The organism is Candidatus Protofrankia californiensis (assembly GCF_900634765.1).
In the GTDB taxonomy this organism is placed as follows: domain Bacteria; phylum Actinomycetota; class Actinomycetes; order Frankiales; family Frankiaceae; genus Protofrankia; species Protofrankia californiensis.
Genome location: NZ_CAAAFT010000037.1, coordinates 1 through 15968, shown reverse-complemented (window position 1 = coordinate 15968; position 15968 = coordinate 1). Strand labels below are relative to the sequence as shown.

Sequence of the window (15968 nt, the reverse complement as noted above, 5' to 3'; positions counted from 1 at the left end):
GGCCAGGCCCGCACCGAGGTCGGGCGCCGCCGCCCGAGCACCAGTTCGGCGCGTCCAGCCAGCAGTCCGTCGACAAGACGGGGCAGCTGTGCCGGGTCGAGGGATGCGTCGGCGTCGCACACGCAGACCACCTCGGCGTCCGCGGCGTGCAGTCCGGCGTGTACCGCCGCTCCGTAGCCGCGTTCGGGCACGGTGACCACGACCGCCCCGCGTTCGCGGGCCAGATTGGATGATCCGTCGTGGGAGCCGTTGTCCGCGACGACCGCCCGGTATCCGGGCGGCATCCGGTCCAGGACCCAGGGCAGCGCGCCGGCCTCGTTCAGGCATGGCAGGACGACGTCCACCGAGGGCCGTGTCTTGTCACGTTGCGTAAGCATGAGCGCGACTGTAGGCACGTAAGAGTCTGATCGACCCTTACGGGACAAGGAACACCGCCGCTGCCCGCACCATCGACATTACGAAGTGGAGAAGCCAGCGTTCGACCCGGTTACAACCGGTCGTCAGGCCCTTATCGTGACGGCGTGACCCGTGTCCTCGTCGTCGACGACGACCCGACCGTGGCCGAGGTCGTCGACCGGTACCTGCGTAACGCGGGCTTCGACGTCGACCGCGCCGCGGACGGCCCCGCGGCGTTGCGGGCGGCCGAGGCCACCGTGCCGGATCTTGTCGTGCTCGACCTGATGCTTCCGGGCATCGACGGCATCGAGGTCTGCCGCCGGCTGCGGGAACGCCGGCCGATCCCGGTGATCATGTTGACCGCGCGGGACGAGGAGGCGGACCGTATCGCCGGCCTCGAAACGGGTGCCGACGACTATGTGACCAAACCGTTCTCACCGCGCGAGCTGACGTTGCGGGTGCAGTCCGTGCTGCGGCGGGCGACTGAGCCACCGCCACCGCCACCGGCGTCCGGTGTGCTGCGCGCCGGCACGCTGGTCGTGGACGCGGCCGCCCGTACCGCTACCCGGCACGGGGTGACCCTCTCCCTCACGGTGCGTGAGTTCGATCTGCTGGCCTTTCTGCTGCGCCATCCCGGCCGCGCCTTCACCCGTGCCGAGCTGCTGGAACAGGTGTGGGGGTGGAGCTACGGCGACCCCTCGACGGTCACCGTCCACATCCGCCGGCTACGGGAGAAGATCGAGGACGATCCGACCGCCCCCCGGATGCTCGTCACCGTGTGGGGTGTCGGCTACCGGTACGACCAGGCGCCGCCGCAGCCCGCCGACAACGCGCCGGTGAGTGCGGGACGCGACGGACCCGAGAGGTCAGGCGGACCGGAGATGCCATGAGCGCCGAACTACAGGTCGTGATGATTGCGCTTGCCTGTTCAGCCGTGGCCGCGTTGACGGGGGTGCCACTGCTGCGCCTGCTGCGGGGACGGCCGCTGTGGGCCACGGTGGCGGCGCTCTCGGTCGTACCGGTGGTCGCGGTGGCGGTGGGGGTCGCCGGCACCGCGCGGGCCATGTTCCTCTCCGACCACGACCTGCGGGTCGTGCTGATCGTGGTCGCTGTCTCGGCGGTGGTCGCCACCGCGGCCGCGGTGCGGCTGGGACGGCCGGTCGTCACCGCCACCACCACGTTGACCCATGCCGCCGCCACTCTCGGTGAGTCCGACTACCGCGGAGCGGGCCGCGTCCCGACGGCCGAACTCGCCACGCTGGCACGCACCCTGGACACGACCCACGTCCGGCTCGTGCAGGCGCGTGACCGCGAGCGGGCGTTGGAAGCCAGCCGGCGTGAGCTGGTGGCCTGGATCAGCCATGACCTGCGGACTCCGCTGGCGGGAATCCGGGCGACGGCGGAAGCTCTGCAGGACGGCTTGGTGACCGACACCGAGACGGCGGCTCGTTACCATCGGCTGATACTTGCCGACGCCGAGCGACTGACCGGCATGGTCGACGATCTGTTCGAACTGGCCCGGCTGCAGGCCGGCGCCTTCCGGCTGACCCTTGAGAAGGTGTGCCTCGCCGACCTCGTGTCGGACGCAATCGCCGTCGTGGACCCGATCGCGCGGGCCAAGGGTGTCACCTTCACCGGTACCGCTGATCACGCGGTGTTCGTCGTCGCCGACGCGACCGAGGTCGGGCGGGCAGTGACCAACCTGCTCGTCAACGCCATCCGGCACACTCCGGATGACGGGACGGTGGAGGTCACCGCCGAGGCGGACATCGCGCGGGACCGGGCGGTGCTCGCGGTGGCCGACCGGTGCGGCGGTATCCCCACCGAAGACCTGCCCCGCCTGTTCGAACTCGGTTTCCGCGGCGAGGCGGCGCGAACCCCCGGCGGCGGCGATCATCCTCATCAGCTACGGGTGCGGTCCGGTATCGGGCTGGCGATCGTCCGTGGGATCGTCGAAGCCCATGGCGGCGATGTCACCGTGCACAACCACCGGGGTGGCTGCCGCTTCGTCGTCGCACTCCCGGCTGTCTGAACACGCTCCCGGCTGTCTGAACGGACGTATGCCCGGAAGCCGGTTCTCGGCTCCTTCCGGCCTTCCTCGGTTCGTAAGATCCGGAGTGCTCCGGAGCCGTTAGCGTCCCCGGATATGCACATTCTGGTTACCGGCGGCGCCGGGTTCATCGGTTCCCACGTGGTCGACACGCTCGTGGCGGCCGGCGATACGGTCAGGATCCTGGATGTCCTGCTGCCGGCGGTGCACCGGATACGGCCCGAGGTGAACGACGCCGCCGAGCTGACAGTTGCGGACGTGACCGACCGCTCCCAGGTCGAGGCTGCGCTCGACGGCGTGGACGCCGTGTGCCACCAGGCGGCCATGGTCGGTCTGGGAGCCGACCTCGACGACCTGCCGGCCTATGCCACACACAACGACCTCGGCACCGCGGTGCTGCTGGCCGCCATGGCCGGTCGCGGCGTGCGGCGCCTGGTGCTGGCGAGTTCGATGGTGGTCTACGGCGAAGGTGGCTACCGCTGCCCGGTCGACGGGCCGGTGTGCCCGGGGCTACGGCTACCGGCCGACCTGGATGCCGGCCGGTTCGAGCCGCCGTGCCCGTGCTGCGGCCGGCCACTGGAGTCGACGCTTGTCACCGAGGACGCGCCGCTGGATCCGAGAAGCGTCTACGCGGCCACGAAGGTCGCCCAGGAGCACCTCGCCGCCGCGTGGGCCGCTGTCACCGGCGGCAGCGTCCTGGCTCTGCGCTACCACAATGTCTACGGCCCGCGGATGCCCCGGGACACCCCGTATGCCGGTGTCGCCTCGATCTTTCGCAGCGCACTGGAACGGGGAGAGCCGCCACGGGTGTTCGAAGACGGTGGGCAACTGCGCGATTTCGTCCACGTCCACGACGTTGCGCAGGCAAATCTGCACGCACTGCGGCACCCGGGCGCACCCGGCGAGCTCATCCCACTCAACATCGGCTCGGGTGAGCCGCATACCGTCGGCGACATGGCCTCTGTACTGGCTCAGGCTTTCGGTGGGCCCATGCCCGTCGTCACCGGCTCATATCGGGCCGGTGACGTCCGGCACGTTGTCGCCTCGTCCGCCCGTGCCCGGGACTTTTTCGAATATCAGCCGCGGGTCGCCTTCAGCGACGGCGTGAACGCTTTCGCCTGTGACCCACTGCGCAGCTGATGATCCACGGCGTTTGCTCTCAGTGACCCGGGGACCTGGGCCTCCGGCAGCGCGCAAGGGCCATGATCGTATGGCGTGCCGCCGTCCGGGCGCCGGTCGGGTGATGGTCAGGTGATGGTTCGGCTGACCCGGACGAACAGGTGGTGGAAACCGGCGAAGCCGCCGAACAGGCCACCGGTTTCGAGCACCTGGACGCGGGCCAGCGCGTCGGCGTGCGTGGCATCCGAGGGCGGCAGGTTGGCCAGGGCGTTGGCGAATGCCTCGTCGAAGCTGAGGGTGCGCGACAGACCGATGGCTTCCTCTGCTCCTTCCGGCGGTGCGGGCCGGTCGGTGCTGCCGCGGACGGCTTCGGTGTAGCCGGCCAGCTCCTTGCCGGCGGGCTCGATGTCGACGTGGTCGGTGCCGTCGGCGTGATGGACCGTGATCTGATGTTGATCTTCAGGATAGCGGACCGCTTCGGCGTAGCGGTACGGCGTGACGTGCTGGGGGAAGATGCCGGGCTTCGCGCGGCGCTGGAGATTGAACTGCTGCGGGAAGATGCGCAGCAGGCTCTTGGTGATGTCGACCTCGAAGCCGGGGGTGGGCAGCTCGCCTTCGGCGACGATCAGCACGAATGGACCTTCGCGGAAGGCGCGTATCCGGGTCCGACTTGCGAGTTCCCAACGACTCATGATTCCTCCTGGCGATTGTCGATCACATCCTGGATGTGATTCTTCTGCCAGAAGCATCTTCTTACGGTGGGCGATCAAGTAGCTACCATTGGCGTATAGACGACAGTTTTAGGTCTGCTCCGGGAGCAGGGTGTAGGCAAAGGTTGTCTGTCAGCAGATCGTGAAGGTTCCTGAGGGCCATTCGGGGCAGCCGGCAGGACGCGTGATGTCGCAGCCCGGCGGTGATGCTGGTGGTGTTCGTCGGATGCAGCGGGGTGATGCCGTGGGGAAATTCCGACCGGCCATCGCGCCACCATCTGCGGTCCACGGGGGCGGGACAGCGGGATCCGGTCAGGTTTCGATCGGCAGCAGTTCGGTGGCGAACTGGTCGATGAAGTCGGTCCAGGACGGCGGGGACGTCGCCGGGCGGACCACGAACTTGCTCACCCCGACTGCGACGTAGTCCTCGATGCGGCGCCGTAGCGCGTCCCAGCCCACGGGCACGAGGGCGGCAGGGTCGGTGTCCGGCCGTCGACGCCGGACCGTGCTGGCAAGCTCGGGCGGGAGGATGTCGCCGCTCAGCGCGACGGCGATACTCAGCCCGTAATGTTCGGGATCGACGGTCCGCCCGGCCGCATCGGCCGCCGCCGTGATGGTCGCGATCCCCTCGGCGGCGTCGGACGGTGTGACCAGGGACGCCAGCCAGCCGTCGCCGAGCCGGCCGATGCGGCGCAGCGCAGCGGGTGCGGCTCCGCCGAGCCAGATGTCAAGGGGCTTCGCGGGCAGGGCGCCGATGCTGACATCGTCCAGTACGAAGTACCGGCCGTGGAACGTGACCGACGGCTCCGTCAGCAGGCGTCGCAGCAGGACGAGTGCCTCGTCGAGCACCGCGCCGCGCTGCCCGGGGCCGCCGCGCCGTCCCGCCGGAAGGGGAGGCGGAAGGGGAAAGGCATCGCGGTCGGCAGGCTGCGCCGGACCGAGGCCCACGGCGGGCAGGATCCGGCCGGGGGCGAGGCGCGCGAGCGTGGCGAGTTGCTTGGCGAACAGCACGGGGTTGCGCCCTGGCAGCACGGACACCCCGGTACCCAGCTTGAGCCGACGGGTCCGCGCGGCGGCGTAGGCCAAGCCGACGATCGGGTCCGGGCCCGGTGATGACACAACCTCCGACAGCCACAGAGAGTCGACCCCGAGTTCGTCGAGCCGGCCGACGATTTCCTCGAGGCCTTCGCCGGAGTTCGCTCCCGGCGCGATCCCGATTCGTACCTTCACACCCCGTCCAAGCTGCTTCCCGGCCACAGCATTCCTCGCCGAGCGGTTGTGTATGACGTCTATATCGTTTTTCGATTACTTTCTGTAGTTTCTTGCTCGTCGTGCGGTGAAGGCGTGTCGGTGGCACAGAAGATGTACGCTTGGAGCCTTGCTTGTACAGGAGAGCGGCCTGCCGTACCTTTGATCTATGACTACGTCGCCCGAACTGAGCGTGTCCGAGGCTCGGGAGCGCCTGGCTGCGATCATCGATCAGGTACGTGCTGACCACAAGCCGATCTACCTCTCCCGCCGTGGACAGCGAGTCGCCGCTGTCATCGACGCCGATGACCTGGATCGCATCCTCGCCCTGGCCGAGGACATGGCTGACATACGTGAAGCCGAGCAAGCGCGCGAGGAGATGAAGAGCACCGGGCAGACACCCGTTCCCTGGGACGAGGTGAAGGCAGACCTCGGCCTGATATGAGATACACGGTCAGTATCGCTCCCGGTGCGTTTCGCCAGTTACGCAAGCTCGCCCCCACGGCACGACGCCGTGTGCAGGCTGTGATCGATCTACTCGCGGACGATCCTCGTCCGCCGGCTGCTCGGCAGTTGGTGGGCGGTACCGGCGAATGGCGCGTGCGCACTGGCGATTACCGCATCGTGTATGACATTCAGGACGAGGAATTGATCGTCCTGGCCGTCGCCGTCGGCCACCGCCGAGATGTCTATCGCTGATGCTCACCAAATACGCGCTGTTGCGCCTTTCCCGGACCGCGGGCCTGACCGAGTCGGTTGGAAAACCGAGTCGGTTGGAAAACGGGACTTGCCCGGACCTGTCGCGAACCGAGCGTTCCGCAGGATGCGGTGCCGACCGCCGGTGGCATGCGCAGTCAGCTTTGAGTGATTTCAGGGACGGTTGGGATATCCTCACCGGGTAGTTCTTGTCTCCTCTCCGGTCACGGATCGAGTGGACGACCTGGCCAGGTACTGCCCTCGGGGTTAGCGCTACCCGCCGCGTTCCGTGGTGGCATATACCTTGCAGCTCCAACGGCATGGTCTCCCGCTCGTCGTTGACGGGTGCACGGTCGCCCGCCAGTTTTGGTAGCCACACCGCAACCGCAACCGCAAGCCGGTTGGGAACTCAAACCGTCCGCTCATGCTTGATGTCCGCTCGTTCCACACCCCGCCAGGTGGCTGTGTACTCGACTCCTCGTCGTGGTGTGAGGGGCTTCCCCTCGTTAGTTTGGGCTGATCAAGCGGGTGGCGACCTCGGGTAGATCGTCAAAACGGGCGCGCTTGTCCGTGGTGACGAGTACACGGTCGGTGGCGCGGGCTGTCGCGGCGATGATGAGATCGTGAGCGCCGCGAGGAGTGCCCAGACGGCGGACGTGGGCGAGTAGTTGAGCGTGGTGCTTGGCTACATCGGGGGTGTAGTTCTCGACCGGAGTCACCGACAGCACGTCGGCGAGGAAGGCGCGCTGCGCGGCGCGGGCTGCTTCGTCCTTGGTGAGCAGGACCCCGACGGAATACTCGGCCAGAGCGATCGCCGGCAGGACGACGTCATCCTGATCGCCCATCGCCGCAAGATCCAGCAGGCCACGGGCGCCGGCGACCAGAACCCCGGTGTCCAGGATCATTCGAGCCATGGGTCGCTGTCCCACTCGGTGGAGGCGGTCTCCCGCGCGCCCGCGACATCCGCGGCGAACTGCTCGTCGACGCCCGCGCGTGAGCCCCAGCGGCTGAAGACCTCCCGCAGGGCCTCACCGTTGGCACGTGGCGCCGGCATGATTACGGCGACGCGCCGGCCGCTACGAGTGACCATGATCGTCTCGCCGTGCTCAGCCTCGTCCAGGACCGCGCTGAAGTTCCGGGATGCTTCGGAAGCTGTCACGACTCGCATGGTTTTCATACTAACTGATTCAGACCTTCTGACAAACCGGAACCGTGGTCGGCGTGGCCGTCGAACCGCCACGGAACCCGTCAACCTTTTCGCGACAGAATCTTGTGAAAACTACTGACTGGTCCTTTCGGTGTCACCGTCCGGTTGCTCGGGGATGTGGACGGACGGGTTGATCCATGCCGGCGCGGGCAGCGCTGGGCCAGCGTCTGCGACGACGTCGCCAGCCGCGCCCACCGTGTCAGCGTCGCCCGTTCCTCATCCGTCAGCACCAACTCCGCCTTCGGTCGCCCCGTCCTCGCCATCCGGCCAACACACTTATCGGACGAATTTAAGACGCAGGACGCTAGCGGCGCTGCTGCGGCGCAACCGCCTGCGGCGGCCTGCGAGGGACTGCCTGAACATCGCGGTGAGCTCTGACCCGCGCGCCACGCAAGGAGGTCAGCCGCCGTTGGCAGCGGCGAGCGGCCGTCCGTGGCCTGCCAGCCACGGACATCAACGCACCGTATATTTGTCGTCACGATTAATGACAGTTTCGGAGACGGTCGATGACACCTCTCGTAACAGCAACGGGTCGAAGGGCCGCCGATCCGAACGAGCGTCGCTGCGGATGGAAGTCGAGATCCACCTGGTCGACGGCGCCGAAGGCGAACGACTGGCCAGGGTCCAAGCTCAGGTAATCAGAGACGTTCTCGCGTGGGCGGCCCAGAAACGGTCCAACCCGCTGACCGGGGCGCCGCACCCCCCGGACGACACACCCCGCCCGCAGTCGAACACGACCAATTCCGATGATCCGCACGGTTCGTATCCCGGGAGGAACCGAACCCATGCGGGCATTTCCGCCACCGCCACACCGGTCAGCAACCGACAGAGCCGAAACCACCATCAAAACGACATGCTGAGTAGTAGCGTGAAGACGGTGGGTAGTTCAAATTAGCCGAAACTCTTCATATCGATACACTTTGCAGTCAAACAACTACGTTAAGTGTGCCCCCAACGGGATTCGAACCCGTGCTACCGCCTTGAAAGGGCGATGTCCTAGGCCGCTAGACGATGGGGGCGGGCAACGACGATCGGGTTTGATGCACAACTCACGCGCAGCGCCTGCCGTCGGCACCGCAAGCATAGGGGACGGCGGGCCGCACGACAAACCGCCCCACGTCCATGGCTCACCGGAACCGAACCGAACCGGGGCAGGGCGGTCGGTCGTGCCGGGCGCAGGTCGGCGCCGCATCCCGTGAGGTCAACCGGCCGTGATCGCTGGCAGCGGGTTCGTCCAGCGGTATCCGGTGCGGAAGAACGCTCGCACCGGACGTCCACCGATGGCCAGGTTGTGTGTGATCGGGACCGGGCCGCTCGGGCGCGCAACGTCGAACGACAGCGTCACGGCGTCAGCTCGGTCCAGTGGTGTGTTCGGGTCGTAGACCCGCAGTGTGACCGCGGTTTGCCGCTGTTCGTAGGCGTAGGCGAGCACCTGGTGGTTGTGCCCGAGCTGGAAGGGGTCGTAGGAGCGCAAGGTGATGACGCCGAGAGGGGACAGCACGCCACGGTCAAGGTCGAGCCGCACCCGCGGCCACTCGTTCACAACGGTGATCCGCCCGGCGCCGCGCAGCGTCAACGATGATCGGGCGGTGTCCGCGTCCGGCGTGGCCATGAGCCGGTAGAAGCGGGCGACGCCACGCGGGATGTCGAAACTGTCGAACAGCCGGCGGACGATGTAGCGGTAAAGAGACGACCCGGGTGACGGCGGTTCCTTCACCGCGGGTGGGAGTAGTTTCGCCTCGAAAAGATCACGAGTGGTGTAGACCATGCCGCCACACAACCCGCGGCTGGCATCCCCGATCGCGACCCGGCCAATGCCCGGAATTCTGATCTTCAGGACGGGCTGCCTGGGGAAGTCGTTGGTGAAGGGAAGGGCCTGGTTGCTCGGCAGGAACCCGTCCACGGCGGCGTGGGCGTCGACCATCATCGTCTCCCTTCGCCTGGGACCGGTATGTGCGTCCAGGGTCTCATCCGGACGGGGTAGGCAGAAGCCGGCCGAAGTCGGAAGTCCTCGACCTGCGCTGCTTACTGTCCCTGGCCGCCCCGGCTGTCTCTGACGCATCTGGTTGCCCTGGGCTGGCGCCCCGGCCTCCGGGCCCCCGGCTGCCCCTGACCGCCCTAGTGCCTCTGGCGGCAGGAGGGGCTGTCGCTGGCCGCACCTGGCCCGGCACTACCGCCAGATCTCGCAGTGATGTTCGCTGGCGAGGGTGCTGATCGGATGGATGTCGCCCGGCGTGATCGTCAGTGTTCGTGCCTGCTCTTCGGTATGGGCCGGCCATACGGGAGGCGACGCTGTGGGGGCTGTCCGGTCCGCCGCACCTGTGCCACCTTTTTCGTTTGGCGGCATGTTCGGGTCTCCAGTGGCCGCGAACCGCGTCCAGTATTCGATCATCGTGGTGGACAGTTTCCTGTGCGCGGTGCTGGTCCATTTCTGGTTGGCCTTCGGGATCAGGTAAGCGATTTCCCATCCGTGCGAGGCGCCGGCAAGGGTGTCCGGCATGGACGGGGCGATGTCTGGCAGGTCGAACTCGTAGGAGAAGACCGGCACACCGGCCTGGGCCAGCATGGACGCCGAGGTCACACTCGGGCAGGTGAACATCGCGTCGGTGATGACGCGGGCGAGCCGTTCCGTCGGTGGCGCCGAACCCGCCGGATAGCCCCTGAGGATGGCATCGATCCTGTCGTGGAAATGCCGATCGAGGATTTCGGCCACCTGCCGGTCGGTGATTGTCCCGGGCCGGTTGTTCCAGGCGGTGGTGAAGCCGCGGCCCTCGTCCTTCACCGTCCCGATGATGACCGGCACTCTCGCGAAGGCGCCCGTGACAATGGCCGTGGATATCGGCGTCGGCAGTGTCCGTCCACCCACCACGGGCGCCCACGGAAACGGACTGAGGATGTCGGCCTGCCGGTCGGCTGCGGCCAGCACGGTCCGAGCGGGTATGGCACGCATGCAGGCAGCTGTCCGGGCGGGGTCGGTACAGCCGAGTCTGCGTGCGACATCGGTCCCGGTCCGCTCGGCATCCTGCATTGTCGGGAACGGCCACGTGCACGGGCCGCTCTGCACGATCGCACGATGGAACAGGCCGAACGCGGGCGGGGAGGAGAGGAGGGCGCAGGTATTGATCGCACCGGCCGACTCGCCGAAGACCGTCACATTTCCGGCGTCGCCGTGGAATGCGGCGATGTTGTCGTGGACCCAGTGCAGCGCGGCCGTGATGTCCCCAATCGCGTATGTTCCGGAGTCGTCCGTCCGCGATTGCCCGCTCTCGGCGTTCAGCGTTGGCAGGGCGAGGTATCCCAGGATGCCCAGGCGGTATTCGACCGAGACGACGACAACCCTGCCCGCCGCGGCGAGCACGCTTCCGTCGTATTCGTTTGCGGAGCCGCCGACGAAACCGCCGCCGTGGATCCAGAACATCACCGGCAGCAGACTGCCGCTCGTCCTGCCGCTGCTTGTCCTGCCGCTCGTATCGTGGCCGCCGTCGATGTCGATGTCAGCGCCTGTGTCAGGAACGTGGACGTCGACGAAGAGGCAGTCCTCGTCGGACTGCTCGCCCAGGCCGCCGTCGCTCGGGCTGCCCTGAAGGCAGGGGCGTGCTTTCTTCGTGGCGTCCCGAACGCCCTGCCAGGATTCGGGGGGTTGGGGTGGCCGCCAGCGCCGGTCGCCGACCGGCGGTGCCGCATATGGGATTCCGTAGAAGGACGTGCCCAGGGAGGTGCGTACGCCCCGAACCGTACCGCCGGTTATGGGCGCGATGGTCTGGCTGATTCTCGTTGAACCTCTGCCGGCGCGTTCGCGGTCATCGCTCGTCGAGTTGGCCGAGCACGAGACAGCCGCAAGGCAGGACGCAACGGCGAAACACAGCAGTACCGCGCACAACGTCGTACGCCGGATACGGACCGGCGCCATGGCTGCTCCCCGATGTCATGGTCCATGCCCACGATCGATCCATGCCGGTGGCCGGTGCGGATCCAGCGGCGATGACAGGTGCTCGTCCGCCGCACGGCCGCGGTGGGCAGGTAACGCGTGCACGAAACTGATAATTATATGCAAGGTATACGGCCCGGGTGCCGTGAGCCGGAACCGGACATCTTGCACCCTTGGGCGCTCTCAGTGATCAGGGCCGGCAAGACTCTTCGCCTGGCGTGTCGCCATGACGGATGCCCGCAGGTCGGCGGCTGGATGGAAGGTGATGGAGCCGCTTGCCTCCGGGGGTTTCGGTGTCTTCATGGATGCCGGCTCGGGGACGTCGCCATGACTGTCAACCACCAGTTGCGTCCCGGTGGGTGGTGCGATGACGGGGGCGGCGGCGTTCATCGTTCCCGCGGCCAGGCTTGCTGTTGTGGTCAGGCTCGTTCTTGCGGCCAGATAGGTTTTCGCGGCCGGGTGCGGGGCCGTTCGGGCCGTGAACACGACGTGGAGCGGGTCATCCGTACTCGTGAAACGGCAGGCGTCCGCGATGACCGCGTCCCTGCGGTCGCCGGTATCCGCCGCGATGGCGGGGCCGAGCTGTAGGGCGGCTCTCATAGGATCCGCTGCCCTGAACAACATCGCAATCGGCCCACCCACCGCGACAGCCATTGCAAGGATCAGCGCTTGAACAACCGGCGTGGTGCTGTGTCCCACGCGGGTGTGGAGAACTGGTCGGAACATCCGTCCCGGCACCTGTCGCAGGGCACGGCGACCTGAAGCGATGCGGTTACCTTTCCTGTCGTGACGGTAGCTGCCGTGACGGTAGCCCACATCCATGGTGGCATCACACGACATCGTGTGGCACCCCCATATCTTGACCTGTTGCTATGGTTTTGGCTGATATAAGCGGTACGCTAACTGGTTCTGGTGCCATGCGTAGTGCTGTCGCCACGCGTTGGGCAAGCGTGGATGTTGCGTCACCGACCGTAGGCGCTCCTGGGGTGGGTCACGTTTGGTATCCGCAGGACGGGACACAAATCAATTACCGTTCGCCGCATTACAGCTACCTGTAGTAACAGGATCAGCGGTAGCAGGACGTGCGGCGGCGTCGGGCACCCGTCCGCACACGCACATGGCATGAGGTGGACCTGATGACAACGAGCGTCACGATGGCCAGCCCGTTCGACATCCCGCTTGACGTTCCGCCGGGCGCGGATCCTGATCGGGCGCTGCCCGCGGATCTGTCGGATCCGACCATGGTGGGCGCGGCGCTCGGCGCGCTCATCGAGTCCGGCCGGCTCGATCTTCCGCTGCCCGCGGCGGGTTCCACCGCCACGCGCTGGCGTGCCCTCGCTGATCTCGCTGTCAACGATGTCACGCTGGCACGGCTGGCGGACGCGCACGCCGGCGCAGTGGCGATCCTGGACGACCTGGGTGGGCCGGCACCGGAGCGCGATCAACGATGGGGAGTGTGGGACGTCGACACTCCGGTGAGTCCACTGGTTGCCCGCTGGGGTCCGGACGGCTGGACGCTGCACGGCGCCAGGTCATCGTGCTCGGGGGCGCGGGTGCTTACCCACGCGTTGGTGACAGCCGAGATCACTGCCGTCAGGACCGGGGAGGCACGCCAGCTGTTCGCCGTGCGGCTGGACGATCGCAACATCGCGGTGGCTGCGGGCGGGCGAGCGTCCCAGATGATGACCGGTGCCGACACCGCGACCGTCCTGTTCGACGGGGCGCAGGCCGTACCGGTGGGTGGACCTGTCGGGACGCCCGGCCGGTCCGGTGCGGTCGCGACGTACACGGACCGGCCCGTCTTCTGGCATGCCGCGGCAGGGGTTGCGGCCTGCTGGTTCGGTGGCGCGATAGGAGTGGCCCGTCCGCTGTTCGCCGCCGGCCGTCTCGGCCGAGCCGACCACGAAGGCTGGGCCGACCATTCCGCCGGCCAATACGGCTCCGCCGGCCACCATGGGCCCGCCGGTCAACACGCGCGGCCGCTGGACGCGCGCGCGTTGGCCCACCTGGGCCGGGTGGACGCACTGCTGATGGCCGGGCGCTGCGTCCTGGAGACGGCGGCACGGGAAATCGATGCCGATCCGGACGATGCCGGCGGGTCGGCACGGCGGCGTGCGTTGCAGGTGCGGGCCACGATCGAGGCAGGTGCGGCGGAGGTGATCGACCTGGTGGGGCGCGCGCTCGGCCCGGGTCCGTTGTGCTCCGACCGCGGCTACGCCCGGCGTGTCGCGGACCTTGGTTTCTACCTGCGCCACAGCCACGTCGAACATGATCTCGAGGCGCTCGCGGGCGTCGTCCTGGACGACCTCGATCCGTTCTGGTGGTGACTGGCGGCAGGTGACCGGAGCAGGCCAAGCGGGTACCGGGGATGGTATGAAGCATCGTCCTGAAGGCGTCCCACCGGGCGAGCTGTCCGACGAGGACCTCGTCCGCGAAGTGGAACACCTGCACGAGACCCGGCACGAGACGTTCCTGCACGGCACCAGGGACGCGTTCGACACGCACACTTCACGGATGCTCAGCCTCGAGTACGAATACCTGCGGCGGTTCGCGCGAGCCCTTGCACCGGACCCGCTACGGACCCGTGCCGGCAGCCGCCGTGCCGCGGTCGCCGCGGGCCGGGCCAGCTCGTGATGTCCCTGGCCTGACCGGCTCGTGATCTCCTGGGCCGGCTCGTGATGTTCCGGGTCAGCTCGTGATGTCCCGGGTTGCGAACACGATCCGGGCCAGGACGAGCATGGCCGTGCCGTAGCCTCCCTCGAGGATCAGCCCATGTTTCATGCCGGACCAGGGGACCGGTTCGCGGAACAGGTCGACGAACGCCATCCAGTAGTGCGTGGGCAGGTAGGGCTGGATGATCTCGGCGGACGGGAGCTGGTCGAGCACGCCCGCGGTGACCAGGATGCCAAGCGCGCCGAGGGTAGCCGCGAGCGGTGTGGATGCGATCGTTGACAGGAACAGCCCGCATCCGGCGATCCCGAGCATGGAGGCGGCCACGAACAGCGCCGACAACCCGATTCGGGCCGCCGCCTCCGGCAGGGAGAAGGGCGGACCCGTACCGGACAGCGGCTGTATGGGAGCGAGCCCGAACAGCCCCCATCCGACCGTGAACGCGGTCGAGGTCACCGCGCTCACCGCGATCAGCAGGTAGGCGATGATCGAAATCATCTTGGCGGCCAGTAACCGCCCTCGTCCGACCGGGCGTATCACCAGATAACGGAGGGTACCGGCGTTCGCTTCGCCCGCGATCGCCTCTCCAGCCAGCAGAAGCACCGCCACCGGCAGGAACAACGGTAGGACGAGAGCGAGGGCCGCGACCGGGAACCACGTGCCGTTGCGGACGACCTCGGCAAGGAACGCCGGGCCCACCGGTTTCGAACCGACCCCGCTGATCTTCAGGAAGACGGCGACGATGACCGGGAGCGTCGCAAGCATCAACACCGACACCCACGTCCGCCGCCGTATCAACAGGAGGCGTAACTCGACCCGGATCATCGCTCACCCACGGCGGAATCCCAGTCGTCGCTTCCGTCGCTTCCGGTCAGCTCGAGGAAGACGTCCTCGAGAGTTCGCCGCTCCACCACCAGCTCGTGCACCCGCACACCGGCCGAGACCAGCGCGGCGTTGAGCGCCATGGGGTTCCGCGTCCGCGCGATCAGGGAGTGTCCCTCCCGGCCCTCCAGCACGCGCTCGAGCAGATGCGCGGCAAGGTCGGAGTCCGGGGTGCGCAGCGTCACCCGGCCGGTCGGACCGCACAGCGCGTCAAGCGAGTCGTGGGCGACAAGACGGCCATCGCAGATGATCGCCGTTTCGGTGCAGAGCATCTCGACCTCCGCGAGCAGGTGCGAGGACATGAAGACGGTCGTTCCCGCGGCGTTCAGTTCGAGCAGCAGGTCACGAATCTCCCGGATGCTCTGCGGATCAAGCCCGTTCGTCGGCTCGTCCAGAATGAGTAGTCTGGGGTGACGTAGCAGTGCCGCGGCAAGGGCGAGTCGCTGTTTCATCCCCAGCGAGAACCTGCTGATGGGCCGGTCGTCGACGTCGCCGAGCCCGACCCGTTCAAGAGCTTCCTCGATCCGCTTGCGGCGCGAGCGCCGGACACCCCCACGCCCGGCCGAGTCCAGTGCAGCCAGCTCGACCCGGGCGGGCAGGAAGGTGTGGAACGCGGGGGCTTCCACGAGTGCGCCGATCTTGGGCAGCACCTGCCGGGCATGGCGGGGCATGCTCCGGCCGAGCAGCCGGACACTTCCGGCGCTCGGGCGTACCAGCCCGAGTAGCATGCGGACGGTCGTGGACTTGCCCGAGCCGTTGGGGCCGAGAAACCCGAACCGGTCACCGGACATCACCTGAAGGTCAAGGCAGTCCACTACGGTCCGGCGCCGGTAGCGTTTGGTCAGACCATCCGCATGTATCGCGAACGTCATGCCGGTTCTCGCCCGTCGTCGGCAGCAGCGGGCATGGAATAGTCGCGCGTCAGGGCCGGCGGGGCAACCGGGCCGGGCCCCACCGGTGTCCGGGGGAGCCGACTCGACGCGTCGGAACAGGATGATCGCAAGGTAGGCACTGTAGTACTAGTAAACCGGGGCTATTACGTGCCATCGACAGTCGGGGGCA

Annotated in this window: 17 protein-coding genes, 1 tRNA gene and 1 pseudogene; 7 read left to right on the top strand and 12 right to left on the bottom strand. The window is 67.6% G+C overall.

Annotated elements, in window-relative coordinates:
• The coding region (locus tag DD1DGNOD_RS28530) for a glycosyltransferase family 2 protein (protein ID WP_346434247.1) at positions 1-377 on the bottom strand (377 nt) is incomplete at its 3' end.
• A gap of 144 nt (positions 378-521) precedes the next feature.
• On the opposite strand from DD1DGNOD_RS28530, the gene DD1DGNOD_RS01635 reads away from it, so the two are divergent.
• The 3 genes from DD1DGNOD_RS01635 to DD1DGNOD_RS01625 all read left to right on the top strand — a co-directional run bounded on the left by DD1DGNOD_RS01635 (position 522) and on the right by DD1DGNOD_RS01625 (position 3586).
• Positions 522-1286: a response regulator transcription factor gene (locus tag DD1DGNOD_RS01635; protein ID WP_131769285.1), complete on the top strand. Its 765-nt coding sequence runs from the start codon at positions 522-524 to the stop codon at positions 1284-1286.
• On the top strand, positions 1283-2428 hold the full coding sequence (locus tag DD1DGNOD_RS01630) for a sensor histidine kinase (protein ID WP_131769284.1): 1146 nt from the start codon (positions 1283-1285) through the stop codon (positions 2426-2428). The genes DD1DGNOD_RS01635 and DD1DGNOD_RS01630 overlap by 4 nt, the downstream gene beginning before the upstream one ends.
• Before the next feature lie 114 nt (positions 2429-2542).
• Positions 2543-3586 (top strand): NAD-dependent epimerase/dehydratase family protein, encoded by a 1044-nt coding sequence (locus tag DD1DGNOD_RS01625; protein WP_131769283.1) that lies wholly within the window; start codon positions 2543-2545, stop codon positions 3584-3586.
• A gap of 107 nt (positions 3587-3693) precedes the next feature.
• Here the strand turns inward: DD1DGNOD_RS01625 and DD1DGNOD_RS01620 are convergent, their stop codons facing one another.
• The gene (locus tag DD1DGNOD_RS01620) at positions 3694-4197 is read right to left on the bottom strand and encodes a hypothetical protein (protein ID WP_131769282.1); all 504 of its coding nucleotides are present in this window, start codon (positions 4195-4197) and stop codon (positions 3694-3696) included.
• 390 nt (positions 4198-4587) lie between these two features.
• Entirely contained in the window at positions 4588-5505 is a 918-nt protein-coding gene (locus DD1DGNOD_RS01615) for a TIGR03854 family LLM class F420-dependent oxidoreductase (RefSeq protein ID WP_131764814.1), read from the bottom strand.
• A 187-nt stretch (positions 5506-5692) separates the two neighbouring features.
• Here DD1DGNOD_RS01615 and DD1DGNOD_RS01610 point away from each other — a divergent pair, with 187 nt between their 5' ends.
• Together DD1DGNOD_RS01610 and DD1DGNOD_RS01605 are read left to right on the top strand one after the other, a co-directional pair.
• Positions 5693-5968, top strand: a complete 276-nt coding sequence (locus DD1DGNOD_RS01610; protein ID WP_131764815.1) for a type II toxin-antitoxin system Phd/YefM family antitoxin — start codon at positions 5693-5695, stop codon at positions 5966-5968.
• On the top strand, positions 5965-6222 hold the full coding sequence (locus DD1DGNOD_RS01605) for a type II toxin-antitoxin system RelE family toxin (RefSeq protein ID WP_131764816.1): 258 nt from the start codon (positions 5965-5967) through the stop codon (positions 6220-6222). Before DD1DGNOD_RS01610 ends, DD1DGNOD_RS01605 begins: the two co-directional genes overlap by 4 nt.
• Positions 6223-6725: 503 nt before the next feature.
• Here DD1DGNOD_RS01605 and DD1DGNOD_RS01600 read toward each other — a convergent pair.
• The 7 genes and pseudogenes from DD1DGNOD_RS01600 to DD1DGNOD_RS01570 form a co-directional block, all read right to left on the bottom strand.
• The gene (locus tag DD1DGNOD_RS01600) at positions 6726-7133 is read right to left on the bottom strand and encodes a PIN domain-containing protein (RefSeq protein ID WP_131764817.1); all 408 of its coding nucleotides are present in this window, start codon (positions 7131-7133) and stop codon (positions 6726-6728) included.
• A complete protein-coding gene (locus DD1DGNOD_RS01595; protein WP_131764818.1) occupies positions 7121-7387 on the bottom strand; it encodes a type II toxin-antitoxin system Phd/YefM family antitoxin in 267 nt (88 codons plus the stop codon). Before DD1DGNOD_RS01595 ends, DD1DGNOD_RS01600 begins: the two co-directional genes overlap by 13 nt.
• 188 nt (positions 7388-7575) lie before the next feature.
• Positions 7576-7689: pseudogene (locus tag DD1DGNOD_RS30645) on the bottom strand (IS630 family transposase); the annotation flags it as partial.
• Between the two features lie 683 nt (positions 7690-8372).
• Positions 8373-8445: transfer RNA gene (locus tag DD1DGNOD_RS01585), tRNA-Glu, on the bottom strand.
• A 182-nt stretch (positions 8446-8627) separates the two neighbouring features.
• Positions 8628-9350 carry a hypothetical protein gene (locus DD1DGNOD_RS01580; protein WP_131764835.1) on the bottom strand — a complete coding sequence of 241 codons (723 nt, stop codon included), beginning with the start codon at positions 9348-9350 and terminating at the stop codon, positions 8628-8630.
• A 246-nt stretch (positions 9351-9596) separates the two neighbouring features.
• Positions 9597-11336 (bottom strand): carboxylesterase/lipase family protein, encoded by a 1740-nt coding sequence (locus DD1DGNOD_RS01575; RefSeq protein ID WP_131769281.1) that lies wholly within the window; start codon positions 11334-11336, stop codon positions 9597-9599.
• 201 nt (positions 11337-11537) lie between these two features.
• A complete protein-coding gene (locus tag DD1DGNOD_RS01570; protein ID WP_131764820.1) occupies positions 11538-11954 on the bottom strand; it encodes a hypothetical protein in 417 nt (138 codons plus the stop codon).
• 536 nt (positions 11955-12490) lie between these two features.
• Between DD1DGNOD_RS01570 and DD1DGNOD_RS01565 the strand changes: the two genes are divergently transcribed.
• Both DD1DGNOD_RS01565 and DD1DGNOD_RS01560 read left to right on the top strand, forming a co-directional pair.
• Positions 12491-13681, top strand: a complete 1191-nt coding sequence (locus DD1DGNOD_RS01565; RefSeq protein ID WP_206442879.1) for an acyl-CoA dehydrogenase — start codon at positions 12491-12493, stop codon at positions 13679-13681.
• Positions 13682-13727: 46 nt separating this feature from the next.
• The gene (locus DD1DGNOD_RS01560; RefSeq protein ID WP_131764821.1) at positions 13728-13988 is read left to right on the top strand and encodes a DUF6158 family protein; all 261 of its coding nucleotides are present in this window, start codon (positions 13728-13730) and stop codon (positions 13986-13988) included.
• A 54-nt stretch (positions 13989-14042) separates the two neighbouring features.
• Here the strand turns inward: DD1DGNOD_RS01560 and DD1DGNOD_RS01555 are convergent, their stop codons facing one another.
• Together DD1DGNOD_RS01555 and DD1DGNOD_RS01550 are read right to left on the bottom strand one after the other, a co-directional pair.
• On the bottom strand, positions 14043-14849 hold the full coding sequence (locus DD1DGNOD_RS01555; protein ID WP_131764822.1) for an ABC transporter permease: 807 nt from the start codon (positions 14847-14849) through the stop codon (positions 14043-14045).
• Entirely contained in the window at positions 14846-15778 is a 933-nt protein-coding gene (locus DD1DGNOD_RS01550) for an ABC transporter ATP-binding protein (protein ID WP_131769280.1), read from the bottom strand. Before DD1DGNOD_RS01550 ends, DD1DGNOD_RS01555 begins: the two co-directional genes overlap by 4 nt.
• Positions 15779-15968 lie beyond the last annotated feature (190 nt).